This is a genomic window from Neobacillus mesonae, assembly GCF_001636315.1.
In the GTDB taxonomy this organism is placed as follows: domain Bacteria; phylum Bacillota; class Bacilli; order Bacillales; family Cytobacillaceae; genus Neobacillus; species Neobacillus mesonae.
The window spans coordinates 4,801,941-4,822,932 of record NZ_KV440949.1; the positions used below are offsets into that span (position 1 = coordinate 4,801,941).

Sequence of the window (20,992 nt, forward strand, 5' to 3'; positions counted from 1 at the left end):
GTATAATTTACTTTAGTGCTTTAGAGGAAATGAATGCGTTTTCAATACCCATTTTATGGGATGAGTTCTTCTTTTAGGCTATCGAAATATTTTAATAGATATAGTAATTTATTTTAATAGAATATAAAACACACGCTGATTCTAATATTCAGCGTGTGTTTTTATTTTAATTGGAATGATCGGTTGTATCATTATTTTTCCTAAATGGCCACCAGTTCGCTTCACCAAAAGTTTTGACCATGACTGGTATAAATAATGGAAGAACAACTAAAGCGTATAAGGCCAGGCCAATTAGAAGAATCGTTGCAATTTCCAGTAATGATAGAACGCCTGAAGGCATCATCGCGGCAAAAGTACCGCCTAAGATAACGGCAGCGGAAATAATCACCGTACCCATCTTTTTCATCGATTCCAGAATGGCTTGTTCAACTGACAAATGACGGTACTCGTTAAAACGATCCATCAGGAAAATACTATAGTCAATACCGAGCGCGACTAAAATGACAAAGGCAAAGAATGGTACGGCCCAGCTAATTCCAGAGTAACCTAACCAATTAATAAAGATGACTTCCGAAAGCGACATCGACGTATAGTAGGTTAGTACCAATGAACCGATTAAGTAAACTGGCATGATGAATGATCGAAGCAGGATCACCAAAATGATAAAAATCCCCGTAAGCATTAACACAACCGTTCTTGAATAATCACCTTCGGAAATGGTATCAAGATCATTATGCATGCTTGAAACACCGCCTATGGCTACTTTTGCATTTTCAAGCTTCGTATCCTTCACAGCACGGTTTACAGTGTCTTTAATTTCCGGAATTTTGTCAATTGCTTCATTCGAATAAGGATTTTTGTTAAAGATGACATCAAGAGTCATTACTTTACGGTCCTTAGACAGGTACGTATCCATGACTTTTGCAAAATCCTTGCTATCAAGTACATCTTGCGGAATGTAAAAACCATTTTGTTTTTGCTTGGATACATCTGCAAGATAATCTTGGGCAGAGTTCAGTCCTTTTGATACTTCATGTAAACCATCTGCGCTTTGGGTTAAGCCATCAGACAGCTGGGTAATCTGTCCACCCATATCTTGAAATCCTGTTAGAATTTGCTCTTGCCCATTTTTTATACCATCTAATCCGTTAGAAAACTGCGGCAGCTTGGAAACAATTTGCCCTTGGCCGTTTTCCATTTTAACTAGTCCTTCTTCTAGCTGTTTCATGCCGGCAACCAGTTTTTCCATCCCATCGATCAGCTGACTTTGGCCTTTGATTGCCTCGGAAAATTTACTATTGGCAAAACCTAATCCCTCTTGTGCGTTTTGGAGACCGGCGTTCAACTTGCTCAAGGCTCCTGCTAACCCTTTGGTTGCTTCAGCGGCACCAGGTGAATCAGGAATTCCCGGAATACCTTTAACCCCCTTAATAGTCATTTTAATAGCTTGATAGTCTGAGTCAGCCATAATCTCCGGATGACTTTTCTCTAGTGCTGCAAAATGAGAATCTAAGGCTGCTAGGCTTTGATGTAATTGCACAAGGTTATTGGCAATTTCATCATAATGTCCCTTAAGTGTGGCAAGACCGCTGCCAGCCTCTTCATAGCCTGTTAAAAGCTGCTTATACCCAGCTAAAAGTTCCTTCGAATGGGACACAACTTGTTCTAAGCCTTTGCGGGCATCCCGGGCCCCAAGTGAGCCATCTTTCAGCCCATTCTCAATTTGGCCTAATCCATTTTGAAGCGAGCCCATTCCCGTTTTTAAATCGGAAGTCCCTTTAATCAGTTTGTTTATGCCGTTTGTTGCTTCCTGCATTTTTGGCTGATTGGCTGCCATTTGGGTGCCTGCTTCGGAAAGTCCGTCACTGATTTTTTTTATGCCGTCATTTCCTTTCCCGAGTCCGTCGTTTAGGTTTGTAACCTGCTTGGAAAGATAGAAATCATCTATTGGATTACCCATTGGCATGGTTAAGGAGCGAACCGTTTTAACATCGTCTACTTTTTTGAGTTCTTGGCTGATTTTTTCCGTCAGAGCAATATACTCGGATGTATCCATTTGATCATCGTTTTTAATGACTATTTGTGTCGGCATCGATTCACCTGGTCCAAACGAATCAGCGATCAGATTAAAGCCTTTAATAGAAGGGTAATCGTCGCTGATTTCCTCAAGTGAGTTAAAGGATAACTGGTCTTTATAAGTAAATAAAAATGGAACAGATACGATGACAACGATAATAAAGGCGATGAGTGGGCGTGCAAGTGAAAAGCGGCCCATAATGCCCCAAATTTTGCTGTCGCCATGTTCCAATTTACCTTTTGACGGCCAAAATAGCTTTTTGCCAAGCACGGCCATGAAGAAGGGAACAACAGTTACGAGAGCAACTAATAGAATCGCAACACCAACCGCAACAGCAGCTGCCGATTTGTATAGCTGGAAGGTGGAAAATCCAATCGACGCAAACCCGATGAGCACAGCGATCCCGCTGAAAAGTACAGTTTTACCGGCAGTACGGTAGGTAGTAACGATGGCTTCCGTAATATTTTCGTTTTTCGATAATTCTTCCTTAAAGCGGCTTAATAGCAAAATACAATAGTCTGTTCCAATCCCGAAAAGAACGGCAACTAAGAAAATCTGTGTAAACGTTGATAAAGGAAAATCCACTTTATCTACTAATATCGCCACAATCGACTGAGCTGTTAAATAGGTGAAGCCGACGGTAATTAACGGGATAATCGGCGCAACGGCTGATCTAAATACTAGCAGGAGCACGGCCAGAATGAAAACTAATGTAATTCCTTCGGTTTTTTTCAAGCCTTCCTGGGAATTGGTTACGAGATCCTCGCCAATAACCCAGCTGCCAGTATAATAGTGATCAAGCTTAACGTTATCGATTGCATCATATAGATCCTTTGTAATCTCTTTCGCTTCGCGGCCATTTGCTGTGACCTTTATAGATACCAGGATGGTTTTCCCGTCCTTTGACACAAGCTGGTCCTTTAGTTCCTTTTGCTGAAAGTGAGTAAGGAGATCGGTGATGCCAAGCTCTTGTTTATGCTTTTCCAGTTCGTTAACCGCTTTTTCCGCGTCATTATAATCGTTCACTGTCAGCTTTTTCTCACTGTGAAAGACGAGGGCGGTTTGAAGGTCTGTGCCTTTATTTTCACTAGATTGCACATCCTTGAGAATTTGTTCCGCTATGGTTGACGAATAGCCGTCTGGGACAGAAATTTGTCCTTTTTCACGAACGAGGTTCTCCATATTTGGCGCCGCCATAAATAGACCAATGATGATGGCGATCCAGGCGATAAGGATGAACCATTTTCCTTTAATGATTGCACGCACCTTTTATTCCCCCAGTTCTTCCTTTTTCTTATTGTTTAGAATTTCTGCAAGTTTATCATACGTGTTAATAAAAGCTGTGATTTCTGGTTCCTCAAATTGAGTAATGATAGATTCAACTAAAAGACGGATTTTTTCCTGAGCCTTTTGATAAAGTTCGATTCCTTCTTCCGTTAAGGTTAAGTACACAACTCTTCGGTCATTTTCATCGCGGGTTCTTTCAATTAGATTCCTGTCCGCCATCCGGTTAATAATGGCGGTGATGGCACTTTTATTGACTTCAAATACCTCTGCTAGTTCAGTTGATGTACAGCTGCCCGCCTGATGGATATATCGTAATATGTAGTGCTGATCATTTGTTAAGTCATTGCCGATCTGGCATTTAATTAATGATTCGGCTTTTTTGTGTACTTGAAAGGAAATGCTGATATAGCGGTTAATTAATTCTTGAATCATATTGTTGTCCAACTCATTCTTCACCTCGTTTGTTTAGAAACTAGTTCAACTATTTAACTATTCATGTGATAAACTATATAATGAAATGGGGAATAGTGTCAATTAAAAAAAGCTGCCGAGGCAGGGGAAATATCCCGCTGTCGGCAGCCTGTTTATCCTTCGATTGTTTTCTTCTTTTTCTTTCTTTTTGCGATGTTTTTAATGATATATACACCGGCAATTAATGCGAGCAAATTCAACGAATCACCAAAATTAATCGTTAAACTAAATTGATTATTTACCTTTACATCGTTTTTATTGTTGTTGGTAGTTGAGCGGGATTGAATGTCTTTTTCACTCTTAGACACTCGTACCACCTCCGTTAGATTAATAGATTCCTACATTATCATATTCGGGATGGTAGATTTTCATGAGTAATCTATCAAAATGTCTTTTAATCATCATTCTTTTTTTCAATCACATTGTTATAAATTCGCTTTAGGGCCTCATTTTGCATTCTAATACAGTCTAGAAGGAATTCTTTTTCTTCCTCCTCCAGTTCAATTTCATCCTTTTTTTCATTCTTCATACAAAATCACCCCAATAGTTGCTAATACCAGAATTTTAATCGATTTCCACTCAATTTGAAAGTGGCGATCATGGTTTTTTAAAAGATAAGAAAAATATCCCACCAGAGGAATTGACTTTTTCCATTGAGAAATATATAATTTTGTCAAAATATATACATTGAAACAATGACGGGGATTAGTAAAATGAAGCAGTCTTACCAAGAGAGGAAACCATTGGTGCGAGGTTTCTTAAGACAATTATTTGAACCTGCCTCACGAGTTCTGTATCGGATAGTTGAAGATACATGCGGATCAATTCCGTTATCATGCAAAGAGTATAAAGCACAAGCTTTATAAATTTAGGGTGGTACCGCCAGGCCTTGGTCCCTTTTTGAGGATCAAGGCCTTTTTATATTTATTATGATTAATGAGGTGTCAAAATGGCAAAAGAATTTGTAAAAGACGTAACCAGCATGGACGAAGACTTCGCCCAGTGGTATACAGATGTTGTAACGAAGGCAGATTTAATTGATTATTCAAGCGTTCGCGGTTCAATGATCATTCGCCCGTACGGTTATGCTTTATGGGATAATATTAAAAACGAGCTTGACCGCCGCATTAAAGAAACAGGGCACGAAAATGTTTACATGCCATTATTTATTCCAGAGAGCCTGCTGCAAAAAGAAAAGGATCATGTCGAAGGCTTCGCACCTGAAGTGGCATGGGTGACACACGGCGGTTCCGAGGAACTTGCCGAAAGATTAGTTGTACGCCCAACATCAGAAGTGCTTTTCTGTGAACATTATAAAAATATCATTCATTCCTACAGAGATCTGCCTAAACTATATAACCAATGGGCTAACGTTGTCCGCTGGGAAAAAACAACTCGCCCGTTCTTACGGACATTAGAGTTTTTATGGCAGGAGGGCCACACAGCTCACGCAACCGATGAAGATGCAATGGAAGAAACCATCAGAATGCTGAATGTGTATGCCGAAGTCCTTGAAGATATTCTTGCCATTCCGGTTGTCAAAGGACAAAAAACGGAAAAAGAAAAATTTGCTGGTGCCAAAGCGACCTTCACTGTTGAAAGCTTAATGCATGACGGTAAAGCATTACAGTCCGGTACGTCCCACCACTTTGGAACAGGCTTTGCTGAGGCATTTGGAATTCAATATACCGATAAAGACGGAAAGCTGCAGCACGTACATCAAACATCATGGGGCTTTACAACTAGAGTAATCGGTGCGTTGATAATGGTTCACGGTGATGACCGAGGCCTTGTCATTCCGCCGAAAGCAGCACCAACTCAAGTGATGATTGTACCAATCGCTCAGCACAAAGAAGGCGTTCTTGATTTCGCTTATGATTTGAAAAACTCACTTGGAAAAGTTGCGCGCGTGGATATTGATGCTAGTGACAAAAAACCAGGCTGGAAATTCAACGAATATGAAATGAAAGGGATCCCAGTCCGTCTGGAAGTGGGACCAAAGGATATCGAAAATAAACAAGTGGTATTGGTTAGAAGAGATACAGTGGAAAAAATAGTTGTGCCAATGGATCAATTAGAAACGAAGCTAGTTGAACTATTAAATGAGATTCAATCTAACCTATACAATAAAGCATTACAGCATCGGGAAGAAAGAACCTCCGTTGCTTTGACAATGCCAGAATTAAAAGAAACATTGGATGCTAAACCAGGGTTTATCAAAGCCATGTGGTGCGGCGAATTAGCATGCGAAGAAAAGATAAAAGAGGACACAGGTGCAACCTCACGTTGTATTCCTTTTGAACAAGAACAGCTGTCCGAAAAATGTGTTTGCTGCGGTAAAGAAGCAAAACACATGGTTTACTGGGCAAAAGCATACTAAAATGAAAGAACCCTTCGGATTTGAAGGGTTCTTTCATTTTGACATTTTTTAAAAAATATATTTCACTAAATAATACTTCGTAATCGCCAAATATTCCCGAATATAGGATTTCAAAATCGCTTTCGCAGGCGTTTTGGCAGGAAGTCCTTCCACCTCAAGTCCTTGGTCGCGGGCAAGAGACACAGCCCGATATATATGAAAGGTATTTGTCACGACCAAGCCGAGCTTGGCATCAGAAGGCAGCAGTTTTTTTGAAAACTGGATATTTTCGTTTGTATTTGTGGATTGATCTTCTAAAAAAATCCGCGATTTGTCAATTCCGTGTGAGACCAATTCTCTTTTAACCGTTTCCGCTTCAGAAATATCCTCTCCAGGCCCTTTGCCGCCTGAAGCAATCACGATTGCCTTTTCATTTTTCTTTAAATATCCGGCAGCTGCATCAATTCTGCTGGCAAATGCGAGGGATGGAATGGTTCCTTTTACTCTAGCGCCCAAGACAATTAAATATTCGGCGTTATTTGGAACTTTCTCTTGATTATATTGGCTTATTTTGTATTGTAAGAACGCAACATAAATAAAACCCAAAATGATTATAATTCCCATGACCGATAACACTTTCTTTCGCGGTTTCTTCATAAACGTACCCTCGCCCTAATCCTTTTTTCCATATTATACTAGATATAGGCGGCATTAGGGTAACGTTTTACTGTAATGAGACCTAAGTAATAGTGCGAATTATTCAAATATAAGAATATGTGATTTAAATCACTTAATCGATGTGGTTAATTTCATATAATATCCCTATAAACATAGTGAATATATAAGGAGTGTTTATTTTGTTAGATCAAAAAACAATTGAAATCGTAAAGTCAACAGTACCTGTATTGGAACAACATGGAGAAGCAATTACAACAAAATTTTATCAGTTAATGTTTGGCAATCATCCTGAATTATTAAATATTTTTAACCATGCGAATCAAAAGCAAGGCAGACAGCAAAGAGCATTGGCAAGTGCGGTATATGCGGCGGCAGCATACATTGATAATCTTGAAGCAATTCTTCCAGTAGTGAAGCAAATCGCTCATAAACATAGAAGTCTTGGCATTAAACCAGAACATTATCCAATTGTCGGTAAGCATTTGTTATTAGCGATTAAAGATGTACTTGGCGATGCTGCAACAGATGAAATCATCGATGCATGGGCAAAAGCCTACGGTGTCATTGCTGATGCTTTTATCGGTGTAGAAGCAGAAATGTATGCTGAGGCTAAAAACCAAAAAGGCGGCTGGGAAGATTTCCGTAGATTTATCGTTGACAAGAAGATTGCTGAAAGTGATGTCATTACATCCTTCTATTTAAAGCCTGTTGATCACAAGCCAATTGCTGATTTTAGGCCTGGCCAATACATCAGTATCAAGCTTGAAATTGAAGGGGAAAAATTTACTCATATCCGTCAATACAGCTTGTCGGATGCCCCTGGTAAGGACTACTACCGAATTAGTGTAAAACGTGAAGCAGGTATGCTAAATCCAGATGGCAAAGTCTCTAACTACCTGCATGACAGTGTAGAAGAGGGCGAAATTCTTCAAATCAGCGCACCGGCTGGTGACTTTGTGCTTGATACGAATAAGGAAACACCTGTTGTTCTGTTAAGCGGCGGTGTCGGCTTAACACCGATGATGAGCATGCTGAAAACAGTTGTTGACGTTCAGCCTGAACGAAAAGTGACGTTCATCCATGCAGCACAAAACGGTAATGTTCATGCCTTAAGAGATGAAGTAGAAGAGCTTGCACAGCTGGAAAACGTGACATCTTATTTCTTCTATGATTCACCGACGGAGGAAGATCGCGAGAACAATCGTTTTGACGTAGAAGGCTATGTAACCCGTGAATGGCTGGAAGAGAAAGTTCCTGTCGGAGAAGCAGATTTTTATTTCTGCGGTCCAGTACCATTCATGAAAGCTATAAACGGCTTCCTATTAGACTTGGAAGTAAATGAAGATTGCATCCATTTTGAATTCTTTGGACCAAAAGCAGCCTTAGTATAATAATAACAAACCCGGTTCCGCAGTTAAACGGAATCGGGTTTTTTAATTCTTAGTATTTTCCATATAATATATTATTTGTAAAGCTAAAAGTTTGAATCCGTTAATGTTTATGTTTAAATAAAAGTAAGAATAGGCTGGAAGGGATTGAGCTTTTTGAGTAAAAATATGATCCGTTCAATTACCATCATTGCGATATTTTTCTGTCTTCTATGGCTTCTTGGACTTGGCTGGGCGGTTGGTGATTATTATGCAGGAAAACCCGACAAGCCCCCGCAGACGACTGGTGTTGTCACAAAGGCGGAAAATAAAAAGGGATTAACGGTTGTTGCCTTAGGAGATTCGCTTACACGTGGAACGGGTGATGAGACGGGAAAGGGTTATGTTGGAGTTTTAGTGGATGAAATCAAGGAAAAAACAAAACAGCCTGTACAGTTGACCAACCTTGGTATTAATGGCCAACGATCCGATCAGTTAAAAAGGCAAGTCGTGCAAACAGAAGTCGGCCGACAGCTGCAAAAAGCAGATGTCATTTTGGTGACGATTGGTGGAAATGATTTATTTCGCAGTGGACAAGGATTAATGGATTTCCAGACAGGCGATATTGCAGCGATTGAGAAAAAATACTTAAATAATTTAAAATTTATTTTTGAACAAATCCGCAAACAAAATAAAGAGGCAAATGTATTTTTTATTGGTCTGTATAACCCATTTATAAATTTAGGTCAAGGTAAAGAAATGTCGAAGGTGGTCCGCCACTGGAATTATGACAGTGCCGAGGTCAGTGCTGAATTTCCCAAGGTTGTGTTTGTTCCAACATTTGATTTGTTTGAGTTGAAGGTGAATGACTATTTGTATTCTGATAAATTCCATCCCAATACTAAAGGGTACCGGCTGATTGCAGAGCGTGTCGCTTCATTGCTTACCTGGTAAGGAGATTTTTACTTATGGAGAAAAAAATCACATTAGCTGTTAAGGATTTAAGAAAAGTAATTGGAAGGCGGGAGATTATTAAGGGCCTGACTTTTGAGTTGCGCGAAGGGGAAGTATTTGGCTTCCTTGGGCCAAATGGTGCGGGGAAAACGACAACGATCCGTATGCTTGTCGGATTGATTAAACCGACATCAGGAAGCATTCAAATTTGCGGCAGCAACATTGCAGCGGATTTTCAAGGGGCCCTAAAGAACTTAGGTTGTATCGTCGAAAACCCGGAACTATACCCATATCTTTCGGGCTATAACAATCTCTTGCATTTTGCACGTATGCTAGATGGTGTTGGGGAGGATCGGATTAAAGAGGTTACCGAACTTGTCGGTTTATCGGAACGAATCCATGATAAGGTTAAAACCTATTCGCTTGGAATGCGTCAGCGTCTAGGCATCGCCCAGGCACTGTTGGGAAATCCGAAAGTGTTAATTTTGGATGAGCCGACAAATGGATTGGATCCGGCGGGAATTCGCGAAATGAGGGAATTTATTCGCTATCTCGCCGAGCATGAAGGTTTAAGTGTCCTTGTATCAAGCCATTTATTGAGCGAAATTCAGCTTCTATGCGACCGAGTGGCAATTATTGCGAAAGGTGCGATCATTCGTACAGATACCGTACATAAGCTTTTAGCGAATCGGGAAAAGATGGTGTGGCGTATGGAACCCGCTATGAAAGGAAAAGAGGTATTAGGTGCACTAACGGCAATTGAAGTCAAAGAGAATGGGGCGGTCTGGACTGAATTTAATGAACAAATGACACCCCAATGGAATAAACAGCTTGTCGATGCAGGGGTGTCCGTACTGGAAATGCACCGCAAAATGCCTGTGCTGGAAGATTTATTCCTCGAACTGACCGGGGGTGAAACAATTGAATAAATTAGTTCAAAATGAAATGATGAAGCTAATTGCCAAGAAACGCCTGGTTGTTATTGCCCTTATTATCGGTGTGCTCGTAGTCCTGTTTACCTATGCGCAATATAAACAAGTCCAAACACAGCGGGAAAAATTAGGGACAAGTGATTGGCGCACGATTTTGCAGCAGCAAATCGTCGATACAACCAACCGGCTCAGCAGCAGCCGAATTTCTGACGAGTGGAAAAAGCAGTTGCAAATATCGCTCCAGCAGCAACAGTATTATTTGGACCATGATATTAATCCAGCTGAGCCAGGGGCACCGACCTTTATGCGTATTTTTCTGGAAAACTCGATTGATTTATTTATCCCATTAATGGTGATGGTGATTGCGAGTGACTTGGTCTCGTCGGAGCATAGTCTTGGTACCATTAAACTTTTGCTCACACGGCCGGTAAGAAGGTGGCAGGTACTGCTCAGTAAATATATCACATTGTGCTTAGCAGTATCCTTAATCATTGCCATCGCCGGCTTTCTATCTTATGCCATTTCAGGCTTTGTATTTGGCTACAAGGGTTTTGGGACTCCGATTTTAACAGGGTTTAATGTAACGGATGAGGGGCTCAATACCTCAGATGTAAAGCTGTTAAGTTTATGGAAGTTTTTATTAATGGACTTTGGACTTGTTTGGTTTGTCGCAATCGTGGTTGGTACATTATCGTTCATGCTATCAGTGTTGATTCGGAGTACTGCCGCGGGCATGGGTGTGATGCTAGCCGCGTTAATATCCGGAGCAATCCTAAATAATATGGTTTCTTCTTGGGAATCAGCGAAATATTTTTTCATGGTCAATCTCAGGTTGACCGATTACATGAAAGGGAACGCACCACCGATCGAAGGGATGAATCTTTCGTTTTCGATGTCGGTCCTATTAGTATGGTGGGCAGCTGCATTATTTGTTTCCTTTATTGTTTTCACGAAAAAAGATGTTTATTAGGGATTAGACCCCTTTCAGGAGATGGAAGGGGGTCTTTTTTTTACCCTAGAAAAAATTTGTCGGAATGGTAAATTTTTTTTGCATAACTGGGCATGATAACATCTTGTGAAGCATTTTAATTTTACAAAGGAATATAGGAAGGTGAAAGACATGAAGTTAAAAGTTTTCTTTCTAGCGCTAGGAATTGTATTGTCATCAGCAGGGGTAGCAGCGGCAGAGCCGACGGTGCCTGACACCAATAGAGATCACCACCACCACAAGGATTGGCATGCAAAGATGTTGAAACGGGAGCAATTGCTTCTATCTTGGGTTGACCAGTACACTCCTGAGAAGAAAGCTGAGTGGACCAGAGCTATTGCGGAAAAGAAGGAGTTACGCAAACAGTGGATGAGTCCGGAAAATGCCCAAAAGCGTGAACAATGGAAAAAGGAAAAAATGGAGAAGATGCAGGAGTTAAAGAAGCAGCTGGAAGAAGGGAAGATTACGAAGGAGCAATTTATGAAAGAGGTTCATGGTGGTAAAAACATGGCCCATTGGAAATCGTTCCGCGACCTGAAAACAGCTGTCGATAATAAGGATGACAAACAGGCTAGGGAAATTCTGAACCGCCTGTTAGTACATTATAAGGCTCATAATGCCAAGATGAAAAAGATGTTGGCAGAATAAGAAACGAGATGTCTAAGCCAATCATTGGGGATTGGCTTTTCTGCCTTTTAGGCAAATGATAACAATTGTAAAACATGAACCCAGCGGGAAGTGTAAGAATGATACATTTTAAGGAGGGTCAGTATGAAGCGTAAGGGATTAATGATGACAACGGCCGCATTAGGGGCAGCTTATTTACTTCGTAACAATAAGTCACGGAAAAAATTAATGGGTCAATTCCAGGCGTTAGCTGATAGAACGAGAAGATAATCAACAAAAAGCATCCCCCGTAAATGACACAAGGGATGCTTTTTCTTATTTTTTTAAATCAATTGCTTCTTTTTTAGCTTCTTGTATATCGCTTTTTATTTCTTCTTTAATATCATCGGCAATTCCATCAGTAGCACGTTTAAATTCGCGGATCGATTTGCCAAAAGCACGGCCAATCTCCGGCAGCTTATTTGGACCAAATATGATAAGGGCAAGTACTAATATTAAAATTAATCCAGGCATTCCAATATTAGAAAGCATAAGTTCAGCTCCTAGCAATGAGTAGTTTCTTCAGTTTTAATTATAGCCGTTACACCATCATTATTCTACCATTATAATGTGAATTTTAGTTCACAAGTGTATTTAAATTTTTGGTTTTGCCCTCATAAAAATCTTGGATTGCTTTATCTGTATAGACCCAGCCCTTCCAGCCAATATGAATCGTATCCTTAAGGAAATACGGGTCGTATTCATGCTCGGAGAAATCGGCAACGGCAAAGCCTTCAGCCTCTATTTGTTTTTTGATCTTTTCATAATACACAGTACGGCCCTTTTTAGGGAAACCGGTATAGTCGTACCATTTTCCGTTCACAGGAATAGAGATAAATAACGGTTCTGCTCCTGCATCTTTTAAAAGGTCAAGCACCATTTGAAAATCTCGATATTCAATCGACTTGCCATAGGAGGCGCCGGCCTTCTGATCTTTCATGGACGGAACCATTTCTCTAATTTTATTATACTGACCATTTGTAACGTAGAATTCATTATTTGTTGATCTTCGTTTTCCATATCGCTCGGCTTGGGCTGCTAATCGTTTCCATGTTCTATGTTTCACTTTTGGACTTAATGCTCTTTTATGAGGTTTTCCGCCCGCCAGCGTATAGTAAAGATCCTTTTTTACCAATATGTCTCGATAAACACGGGCAATTGGACGGACAAGGGCACTTTTTCTTTTCGTCCAAGGATTATTGGAAATCTCCGCCTTATACATCGTTGACAAAATTGGGTCTTTTCGTATTGGCGAATACGTTAATAACCGCTTAATCGCTGCTCTCTTAAGCTTCGGGTCAATCGTGTTGTTGAATGCTAAATCATACCCCTGCAATGAAGAATAGTTGGGAACAAAATGAGTTTCGTCTGTCCCTTTTGGTTGAAACCATTGCGGTGATACGATAAAAATGATTTTTTTCCCTTTTAGCTGTTTCGTATGTTCAGCAAAATTTAAAAAATGTGTAATCGATGTTGTTCCACCGCGGCCGATAAGAAACGGGGTAAAATCAGCGCCCGTTTCTTGGAAATAATTAGAAGGGTGGAAGCGATCAAGCCTGGCAAGCTCAGAGGAGCCATACATTGGCAAAAAATGCTTATCCTCAAGCATTTTTTGCTGTACATATTTCCCTTGAAACATAAATGGATTTAATTCTGTTGCTGCTTCTTCAACCCTGTTTTTCGGAATTATACGCTCAACCCACTGATTTGGAATAGCTGCCAAAATGACCAGAACAAGAAAGGCCGCGATTATGGGTGAGAATATTGCCTTTTTCATCTTAAATCAGCCAGCTGCATGGCGATGTTATTTGGTGTATTCCAAGTATCACGGTCAAATTCGGTAATCGGAACAAGGATTCCAAAACGCTCCTCAAATTGAACCAATAATTCAACTGTTCCAAAGGAATCAAGTAATCCGGCATCGAATAAATCAATATCCGGATTTTCTTTTACAACATCATCCTGACAAATTTCCGCTAATAGTGAAATAACTTCATTTTTAAAATCCATCTTAATCAAACTCCTTAATTAAAATAATACCCTGAGAAAATATAAAAGCCTAGGCAGATAAAGTGAAACGTTATAATAACAGAAATAGCATGTGTCCATTTGTTTTGCGGCCACCACTTATGCTTTTTATTAAAACGTTCAAATGTATTGTATCCTACCATTAATAAGGCATGATAAATACCATAAATAATATATTGTGCTTCAAGCCCGTGCCAGAAGCCCATTAACAAAAACAAAAGAATATAACCAAGGTTTGAAAGTGTGTTACGGTTTTTAATCCATTTCTTCTTAGTCATCCAAAAAATAAATCTCATATATACATAGTCCCTAAACCAGAAGGAAAGGCTCATATGCCAGCGATTCCAGAAATCTTTAATATTCCGGCTGATAAATGGCTTATTAAAATTCTCCGGAGATTTGATTCCCATGATATAGCTGACACCAATCGCAAACGCACTATAGCCGGCAAAATCGAAAAAGAGATACAAGCTGTAGGCGTACATATAATAGAGATGATGTTCAAACGGACTATGGGCAATAAATTTTAATTTGCTAATGAAATAGTAATTAATAGAATACCCGATAATGTACTTATATAAAAATCCTCGAAAAATCTTATTGATTCCTTCATACAAGTATAACTTGTATTCTTCTCTCGAAATTTCGATTTCCAAATCCTTCGCAAAACGACGGTAACGGTCAATTGGACCTGACGAGATGGTCGGGAAGAATAGAATAAAATATAGCAATCGATAAAGGGGAAGGTCTTGTTTGATCAGTCCGTCCCTTGTTTCCATCACCAATTGTGTTCCCTTGAAGGTTAAATAAGAGATACCCAGGAAACCAATAAACGTGATGGTTGAAAAATACGGCAGCAGCTTCGAAAGTATTAATGGAACAAGTGATAAAACCACTGTTAAATAAAAGATGAAATCACTATTGCTCTTTTTTCGGTAACGGATGTATGACTTGATTAATACTACTTGCCAGATGGTAAAGGCAATTAAAGCAATCGCCTGCTGCAGTGATGAAGCAAAGATGATGCCAAGCGCAATCACCGTTACAAACATATTGTAGCTATGAACTTTTTTTCCTAGTAAGCCAAGGATGACTGTTGGTGCTAATAGAATTGCCAGAATGAAAAAGAATGTAAAAGAACCATAAGGTGTCATTGCAATACCATTTCCCTAAATTTTTTTCGGTCCATTTTTCCGTTCGCTGTCATTGGAAGCTCCTCATAATAGGCGAACTTTCTAGGAATCATATAAGCAGGGAGGACATCGGCAAGTTCCTTTTTAATCGCGCTTGTCAGCTGATATTCTTTTTCAAATTCATGGCGTTCCGGAATGATCGCTGCCAGTAGATATTCCACCTTTTCATCTTGATAAATTGGAATAACGGCTGCTGATTTGACATATTGACAATTGGCAATATGGTGTTCTATCTCTTCAAGCTCCATTCGATAGCCATGTAGTTTGATTTGAAAATCGATTCTCCCTTTGTAAAAAATCAGCCCGTCCTCATTTATATAGGCAGCATCACCTGTTCGATAAGCTTGTTCACCGTTGTAGAGATAAAAGGATTTATTAGTCAGCTCTGGCTGTCCTAAATACCCCTTACTTACGCTCGGCCCAACAATCATCATTTCGCCTTTTTCTCCCGGCTGAACAGGCAGGCCATTCTCATCCACAATTAAGATGCGGGTATCTCCTTTTGTTTTTCCAATCGGCAGATTTTGATAAGTTTCCAGCATCCCAGCTGTAACCTCGATAGAAGTGACAGCAACTGTTGCTTCTGTCGGTCCGTAGGTATTGAAAATTTGGGCCTTGGGAAATCGTTCGTTCAATAGACGGCAAATTGAAACTGGTAAGATTTCACCGCAAAATAAAAATACCCGAAGCTCCGGTAATAGTTCTTCCTTAAATGTTGGATCCATTAGGCACATTTGCACAAAAGATGGCGTCGATGTCCAAACCTGTGTTTTTGAAACAGCAAGTGCATCAAATAATAGTTTCGGTTTCGCAATCATTTCTTTTGTAATCGCAAAAATCGTACCCCCGCTTGCTAGAGCAGGATAGAGGTCCATGACTGATAGGTCAAACGAATACGGCGCCTGATTTAAAAATCTAAGGTTTCCTTGGATTGGAAAGTCGCCAACCATCCAATCAACAAAGCTTTGCAGATTATTGGCTGAAATCTGCACACCTTTTGGATTACCGGTGCTTCCGGATGTATAGATAATATAAAAATTATCATCACCTGATACCCATGAAGCTGGGCCCATTTCCATTTCTGAAAGTTGTTTTGCTAGAATAGTTTCATAATGCAGGGTGGAAATTGTAAAATTATCCAAAGTCAGTTCTTGGCTAGATGTATTGATGATCAATTCGGCCTGTGAACTATTAAGTATTTTTATGATTCTTTCAATTGGAATCGAAAGATCGACGGGAATATAAGAAAATCCCGCTTTTACACAGCCTAAAAAGGATGTAATCATCGAAGCATTCATATGTCCATAAACTAAAATAGGCAAGTCTTGATTAAGATTTTCTTGTAATAGAAATGCGGCTATTTGATCTGATTGCTGCCAAAGGCTGCCATAAGTGATTTCTTCGGTTGGAGAAATATAGGCAAGCTGATCAGGATTTGAAGTTGAGAAGCTTCTAATTGAGTTTAATAGTTCCATAGTAACCGCCTCCCTCTAAAAGTCGTTGTAAATATAGGAACCTGAGCTTGCATCATTAAAGCCATACATAAAAAATAATAAAAGTAAGATGAGCAAATAATAACCAAACCTGCCCAGCCACTTTACATTTTGATTGTTAAAGAACCCTATTATTCTTTGAAACATTGTTAAAGCCCCCAAATTATTTAGCTACAAGTCGATTTTCGTCGAAACTGTCTGTCATAATATCCAATTAATTTACATATATTCCCCTTTAAACTGACTTTTTTATCATACTGGGATTTTCTGTTTATTGCAATGAAAAAAAGATTAAAAATGTCTTAAATATATTTTTGTAAAAAAATAAAGACTGTCCGGTGAACAGTCTATTTATACATGAAATTATAAAGGGTTATTGAATTAAATCAGACTGAATGTAATGATATAAAAGCTTTGCTGTATTTTCTATTGATGTTTGATGAGTCCGCTCAAATGCGTGAGACGAATCGATACCAGGTCCTATTAACCCATGAATAATGTCATGACCTGAACGAATGGCTGCGGAAGCGTCGGAGCCATAGAAAGGGTAAATGTCCAGCTTGTATTCGATGTTATGTTCTTCAGCAAGGCGGACTAGATGTTTGCGCAACTCATAATGGTACGGGCCGCTTGCATCTTTTACACAAATAGAAACGGTATATTCATCGGTAGATTGTCCGTCACCCATTGCCCCCATATCAACAGCCAGGTATTCAACCGTTTCCGGTGTAATATTGGAGTTACCGCCATACCCTATTTCTTCATTATTTGAGATTAAGAAATGGGTTGTATATGGTAAAAGGATGTTTTCCGCTTTGATTTGTTTTATTAATTGCAGCAAAATCGCCACGCTTGCTTTATCATCGAGGTGCCTAGATTTTATGTATCCGCTTGGTGTAATTTCAACACGCGGGTCAAATGAGACAAAATCACCGACCTCAACACCAAGGGCGCGGACTTCTTCAGCAGTATGTACTTTTTCGTCAATGCGGATTTCCATGTTTTCTTGGTTGCGTTCTTTCTTGCCGGCATCTTTATATACATGGACAGATGTCTGATGCATAAGAATTGTCCCGGTATATTTTTTGCCGCTGCTTGTTTCAATTTGGCAATATTCGCCCTCTATAGAGTTGTACTTGAAGCCGCCAATTAAATCAATTTTTAATCTGCCGCTTGGTTTGATCTCCTTTACCATTGCCCCAAGTGTATCGACATGAGCCGTTAACATCCGGTGCCTGCTGCTATCCTTACCTTCAAGTGTGGCAATTAAGCCGCCTTTACGGTTTCTTCTTGTTTGAATTTCAAGCTCAGCAAGGAATTTTTCGACATAGGTAATCACTTCTTTGGTGTTACCTGATGGGCTTGGGATGGATACAAGGTCTTTTAATAATGAAAATGTTTCTTCCGTATTTGGGTAAGCCATTATTCTTCTCCTCTCAAAATTTATTCTTTTCTATTATACATCTAATGGAAAAATTCATGTTAATAAAGCTTGAATGAGCAACTTTTTTCATTTGCCGCATAGGATAGGTAGTGATTGATTTTTTAAGGAATAAAATGGTTAGAATCTGGAGATAAATGGGAGTATTCAAACTATTTTAAATAGTAGTTGGAAAATCTCCAATGAGCAAGGGAGAGGGGAAAAGTGACCAGAACTGAATTATACCGCCAAAAGCCGAAGCAATTGCCATGGAAGGGTCTATTTCTTTTCATCGTTACATGCATGATTGTAGCATCAGGGGTTTTGGGATTATGGCATTTCTATCAGGATTCAATCAAAATTGAAGCACCAACAGAGGAACTGGGAAAAAAAGTAGTGATTAACCTTCCAAACGGTCAAAAGGTGTATACGTTTGACAATTTAATCGTTGAAAAGGATGGAAAAATGTATTACGAAGGTGACCTCAATACGATTGACTTAACCGGCGGCACCGTAGTCTATGAAAATTGGAGAGAACCGAAGTAAATAAAGAAAATATTGAAGGGTGTCAGGCACCATGTGAAAAATTCACATGGTGCCTGACACCCTTTTCCTATTTAAACCAGCCTTTTTTATAAAACCACCAGGACATTCCTAAAGCAATTAAAAACATGACAATTAGTGTTCCAAAGTAGCCGTATCGCCAGTTTAATTCGGGCATATAGTGAAAATTCATTCCATATAAGCCGACGATAAAGGTTAATGGCATAAAGATTGTGGTAATCACAGTAAGGACTTTCATTACGTGATTTGTTTGATGTGAATTGATGGATATATAACTGTCGCGAATATCTGTTGTTAACTCGCGGCTTGCCTCGATCATTTCCGTTAATTTAAGCAAATGGTCATGAATATCGGAGAAATACTCCTTTTTTCCATGGATATAAGTCATTCGCTGTGAGTTGAGAATTCGGTATACTAGATCTCTCATTGGTGTAATCGTATGCCGTAATGATAGAAGATCATGCCGGGTATCAAATAAATCCTCAAGCAGCACTTCCATCGTTCTTCCTTTTGAATTCTCATCAATTTCATTTAACTTATCTTCAATTTGGTAAACGGGGGGGAAATAATTATCCACCATTTTATCAATTATATTATATAAGACATGTGAGGGGTCCCATTTCTTTGTATCACCAGCTTCACTTAACCGGACCCAGACCTCATTAATTTCCTTTGATGGTTTATGATGAAAGGTAACAACGTAATGTTCACTGAGGAAGAAATCTATTTCCTCTCTAGTTATATCCCCCTGATTAAGGGCTTGGGTGACAAAGAAGGTGTAGCCATCATAATAGTCAAGCTTTGGCCGCTGTAAAGTAAAGATACAGTCTTCAATCGCTAACGGATGGAAATTTAACGGTTCCCGAAGAACGTCTATTTCCGCTTCTGAAGGCTCATTAAAATCAATCCAGTACCAAAGATAGTCCCCGCCTAGCAGCCTCTCAATGTCGATATCTTTAATAACCTCATGATCTTTTGTAATTGCTAATGTTCTAATCATAAATACTCCCCGAATCAGTTAAGTAAATCAAGCATAACAACATTATGAAATCGATGTCAAATAACAGTCCTAAGTGATTGTTATAGCAATCAACTTTTTGCATAAAATACCAGATGATGAGGGAAGGTAGAAAGACAAGCTGGTATTTGAGAGGTTGTAGACATGCCGACAATTGAAGTGGAACAAATCAAAGAAAAATTGAAAAGCAAAATTCCAAAGGCGGTAGATGTAGTCTTTAAGGAATTGCACACAAAAGAAAAATATATGGAATCCTTCTATATTAAGACCATTAGTGATGAGGCTGTCCTGCATGATAAATTATTCAAGCCTTTTTTTGAGCAGCAGCATCCGGATGAATTCAAAAACTATCTTGAATCCATTCCGCAAATAAAATCATACGAGACGGAAGAAAAGGCGATTAATGATTTTTTAAATGGTGTGGCAATCCTTTTTTATCAGGATTCCGTTTTGCTTTTTGATAGTAAAGTAGACCGGAATAATTCGGTTTTAGATACGACGGTGGAAACAACAATTCAAGGGCCGCAGTCAGGATTGAGTGAAAGTCTTCCGACCAATTTGGGACTGATTCGGAAACGGTATCCGGAGCCTTATTTAAATGTTGAAGGATTGACAGTTGGAAAGATTTCAAAAACAGAGGTAATAATTCTTCATGATACACGATATGCAGATCCCGATACGTTGAAGCGGATAAAAGCTTTTTTATCTTCGCTTGATATTCAAATGTTTCAATCAGGTGAGCAACTTTTGGATTCAATTAAAAAAAGCAACAGGGCGCTGTTTCCGTTAATGCTGGTAACGGAGAGGCCTGATAGGGTAGCTGTCAACCTTGCAACTGGAAAAGTGATTTTGCTTGTTGCGGGCTCGCCTTTTGCCGTTGTATTGCCGACGGTTATGAAGGATTTTATGGCATCGATGGCGGATATTTACCAAACCTATTGGGTTGGGAGATTTCTGCAGCTGCTTCGTTACATCGGATTTATTATTAGTGTTTGTCTGCCGGGGCTTTATGTGGCAACAACAAGCTATAATCCGGAGATTTACCGGGTGCAGCTGGCATTATCAATAGCCGGGAGCAGGAATGCGGTGCCCTATCCATCATTCATAGAAGTGCTGTTGATGCTGTTTATGATGGAGATGCTGACTGAAGCCAGTATTCGCCTGCCGAAAGCGATCGGTCCGACGGCAACAACGGTAGGCGGTTTAATCCTAGGGCAGGCCGCAACTGAGGCCGGACTCGTTAGTAATATCATGATTATCATTGTATCGGCGGTGGCTATCTCGAACTTCGTTGTACCGATCAATGCCTTTAGTTTTTCAGTCAGGGTTGTAAAATATTTCATTTTGGCGTCTGCAACCTTTTTTGGCTTAGTTGGCGTTGTGATTGGTTTTTTTATCTTTATTGCTTACTTAGTGAAGCTTGATAGTTTTGGTGAGCCGTTCCTCACTTTAGTACAAAGTAAACCTCATAAGGAATAGGGAATAATTAAGGAGGGA

At 39.6% G+C, this 20,992-nt stretch carries 22 protein-coding genes and 1 other annotated feature; of the genes, 9 read left to right on the forward strand and 13 right to left on the reverse strand.

Annotation, left to right across the window (positions count from 1 at the left end; translation table 11 throughout):
• Nucleotides 1–166 precede the first annotated feature (166 nt).
• From A6749_RS22585 to A6749_RS29190, 4 genes are all read right to left on the reverse strand, one after another.
• Complete coding sequence (locus A6749_RS22585) at nt 167–3,343, reverse strand: MMPL family transporter (protein ID WP_066397121.1); 3,177 nt, start codon at nt 3,341–3,343, stop codon at nt 167–169.
• A 3-nt stretch (nt 3,344–3,346) separates the two neighbouring features.
• A complete protein-coding gene (locus tag A6749_RS22590) occupies nt 3,347–3,796 on the reverse strand; it encodes a MarR family winged helix-turn-helix transcriptional regulator (RefSeq protein ID WP_066401094.1) in 450 nt (149 codons plus the stop codon).
• Nucleotides 3,797–3,948: 152 nt separating this feature from the next.
• The gene (locus tag A6749_RS22595; protein ID WP_066397124.1) at nt 3,949–4,143 is read right to left on the reverse strand and encodes a hypothetical protein; all 195 of its coding nucleotides are present in this window, start codon (nt 4,141–4,143) and stop codon (nt 3,949–3,951) included.
• Nucleotides 4,144–4,229: 86 nt separating this feature from the next.
• Nucleotides 4,230–4,364: a hypothetical protein gene (locus A6749_RS29190; protein WP_269085707.1), complete on the reverse strand. Its 135-nt coding sequence runs from the start codon at nt 4,362–4,364 to the stop codon at nt 4,230–4,232.
• Between the two features lie 157 nt (nt 4,365–4,521).
• Nucleotides 4,522–4,736 (forward strand) — a binding site (T-box leader).
• A gap of 48 nt (nt 4,737–4,784) precedes the next feature.
• Here A6749_RS29190 and proS point away from each other — a divergent pair.
• Nucleotides 4,785–6,215 carry a proline--tRNA ligase gene (gene proS, locus A6749_RS22600; RefSeq protein ID WP_066397134.1) on the forward strand — a complete coding sequence of 477 codons (1,431 nt, stop codon included), beginning with the start codon at nt 4,785–4,787 and terminating at the stop codon, nt 6,213–6,215.
• A gap of 48 nt (nt 6,216–6,263) precedes the next feature.
• Here the strand turns inward: proS and A6749_RS22605 are convergent, their stop codons facing one another.
• Nucleotides 6,264–6,851: a YdcF family protein gene (locus A6749_RS22605; protein WP_066397136.1), complete on the reverse strand. Its 588-nt coding sequence runs from the start codon at nt 6,849–6,851 to the stop codon at nt 6,264–6,266.
• A gap of 200 nt (nt 6,852–7,051) precedes the next feature.
• On the opposite strand from A6749_RS22605, the gene hmpA reads away from it, so the two are divergent.
• The 6 genes from hmpA (at nt 7,052) to A6749_RS29195 (ending at nt 12,010) form a co-directional block, all read left to right on the forward strand.
• Nucleotides 7,052–8,263, forward strand: a complete 1,212-nt coding sequence (gene hmpA / locus A6749_RS22610; protein WP_066397137.1) for an NO-inducible flavohemoprotein — start codon at nt 7,052–7,054, stop codon at nt 8,261–8,263.
• Nucleotides 8,264–8,416: 153 nt separating this feature from the next.
• Complete coding sequence (locus tag A6749_RS22615) at nt 8,417–9,193, forward strand: SGNH/GDSL hydrolase family protein (protein WP_084797934.1); 777 nt, start codon at nt 8,417–8,419, stop codon at nt 9,191–9,193.
• A 14-nt stretch (nt 9,194–9,207) separates the two neighbouring features.
• On the forward strand, nt 9,208–10,122 hold the full coding sequence (locus A6749_RS22620) for an ABC transporter ATP-binding protein (RefSeq protein ID WP_066397140.1): 915 nt from the start codon (nt 9,208–9,210) through the stop codon (nt 10,120–10,122).
• Nucleotides 10,115–11,095 carry an ABC transporter permease gene (locus tag A6749_RS22625; RefSeq protein WP_066397147.1) on the forward strand — a complete coding sequence of 327 codons (981 nt, stop codon included), beginning with the start codon at nt 10,115–10,117 and terminating at the stop codon, nt 11,093–11,095. Before A6749_RS22620 ends, A6749_RS22625 begins: the two co-directional genes overlap by 8 nt.
• Before the next feature lie 150 nt (nt 11,096–11,245).
• Entirely contained in the window at nt 11,246–11,761 is a 516-nt protein-coding gene (locus A6749_RS22630) for a hypothetical protein (protein WP_066397159.1), read from the forward strand.
• A 123-nt stretch (nt 11,762–11,884) separates the two neighbouring features.
• A complete protein-coding gene (locus A6749_RS29195; RefSeq protein WP_269085708.1) occupies nt 11,885–12,010 on the forward strand; it encodes a hypothetical protein in 126 nt (41 codons plus the stop codon).
• A gap of 45 nt (nt 12,011–12,055) precedes the next feature.
• Here the strand turns inward: A6749_RS29195 and tatA are convergent, their stop codons facing one another.
• The 7 genes from tatA to A6749_RS22665 form a co-directional block, all read right to left on the reverse strand.
• Nucleotides 12,056–12,271 carry a twin-arginine translocase TatA/TatE family subunit gene (gene tatA, locus A6749_RS22635; RefSeq protein ID WP_066397161.1) on the reverse strand — a complete coding sequence of 72 codons (216 nt, stop codon included), beginning with the start codon at nt 12,269–12,271 and terminating at the stop codon, nt 12,056–12,058.
• Nucleotides 12,272–12,356: 85 nt separating this feature from the next.
• Nucleotides 12,357–13,556, reverse strand: coding sequence for a D-alanyl-lipoteichoic acid biosynthesis protein DltD (gene dltD, locus A6749_RS22640; RefSeq protein WP_066397168.1), 1,200 nt, complete (start codon nt 13,554–13,556; stop codon nt 12,357–12,359).
• Nucleotides 13,553–13,789 (reverse strand): D-alanine--poly(phosphoribitol) ligase subunit 2, encoded by a 237-nt coding sequence (gene dltC / locus A6749_RS22645; RefSeq protein WP_066397176.1) that lies wholly within the window; start codon nt 13,787–13,789, stop codon nt 13,553–13,555. Before dltC ends, dltD begins: the two co-directional genes overlap by 4 nt.
• Before the next feature lie 14 nt (nt 13,790–13,803).
• A complete protein-coding gene (dltB, locus tag A6749_RS22650; protein ID WP_066397180.1) occupies nt 13,804–14,961 on the reverse strand; it encodes a D-alanyl-lipoteichoic acid biosynthesis protein DltB in 1,158 nt (385 codons plus the stop codon).
• Complete coding sequence (gene dltA / locus A6749_RS22655) at nt 14,958–16,475, reverse strand: D-alanine--poly(phosphoribitol) ligase subunit DltA (RefSeq protein WP_066397185.1); 1,518 nt, start codon at nt 16,473–16,475, stop codon at nt 14,958–14,960. Before dltA ends, dltB begins: the two co-directional genes overlap by 4 nt.
• A gap of 15 nt (nt 16,476–16,490) precedes the next feature.
• Nucleotides 16,491–16,640 (reverse strand): teichoic acid D-Ala incorporation-associated protein DltX, encoded by a 150-nt coding sequence (locus tag A6749_RS22660; protein ID WP_066397187.1) that lies wholly within the window; start codon nt 16,638–16,640, stop codon nt 16,491–16,493.
• Between the two features lie 226 nt (nt 16,641–16,866).
• Complete coding sequence (locus tag A6749_RS22665; protein WP_066397188.1) at nt 16,867–17,916, reverse strand: M42 family metallopeptidase; 1,050 nt, start codon at nt 17,914–17,916, stop codon at nt 16,867–16,869.
• A 222-nt stretch (nt 17,917–18,138) separates the two neighbouring features.
• Here A6749_RS22665 and A6749_RS22670 point away from each other — a divergent pair, with 222 nt between their 5' ends.
• Complete coding sequence (locus tag A6749_RS22670) at nt 18,139–18,459, forward strand: hypothetical protein (protein WP_066397191.1); 321 nt, start codon at nt 18,139–18,141, stop codon at nt 18,457–18,459.
• 67 nt (nt 18,460–18,526) lie between these two features.
• Here the strand turns inward: A6749_RS22670 and corA are convergent, their stop codons facing one another.
• Nucleotides 18,527–19,477 (reverse strand): magnesium/cobalt transporter CorA, encoded by a 951-nt coding sequence (gene corA / locus A6749_RS22675; protein ID WP_066397193.1) that lies wholly within the window; start codon nt 19,475–19,477, stop codon nt 18,527–18,529.
• A 162-nt stretch (nt 19,478–19,639) separates the two neighbouring features.
• Here corA and A6749_RS22680 point away from each other — a divergent pair, with 162 nt between their 5' ends.
• On the forward strand, nt 19,640–20,974 hold the full coding sequence (locus A6749_RS22680; protein WP_066397199.1) for a spore germination protein: 1,335 nt from the start codon (nt 19,640–19,642) through the stop codon (nt 20,972–20,974).
• Nucleotides 20,975–20,992: the final 18 nt, after the last annotated feature.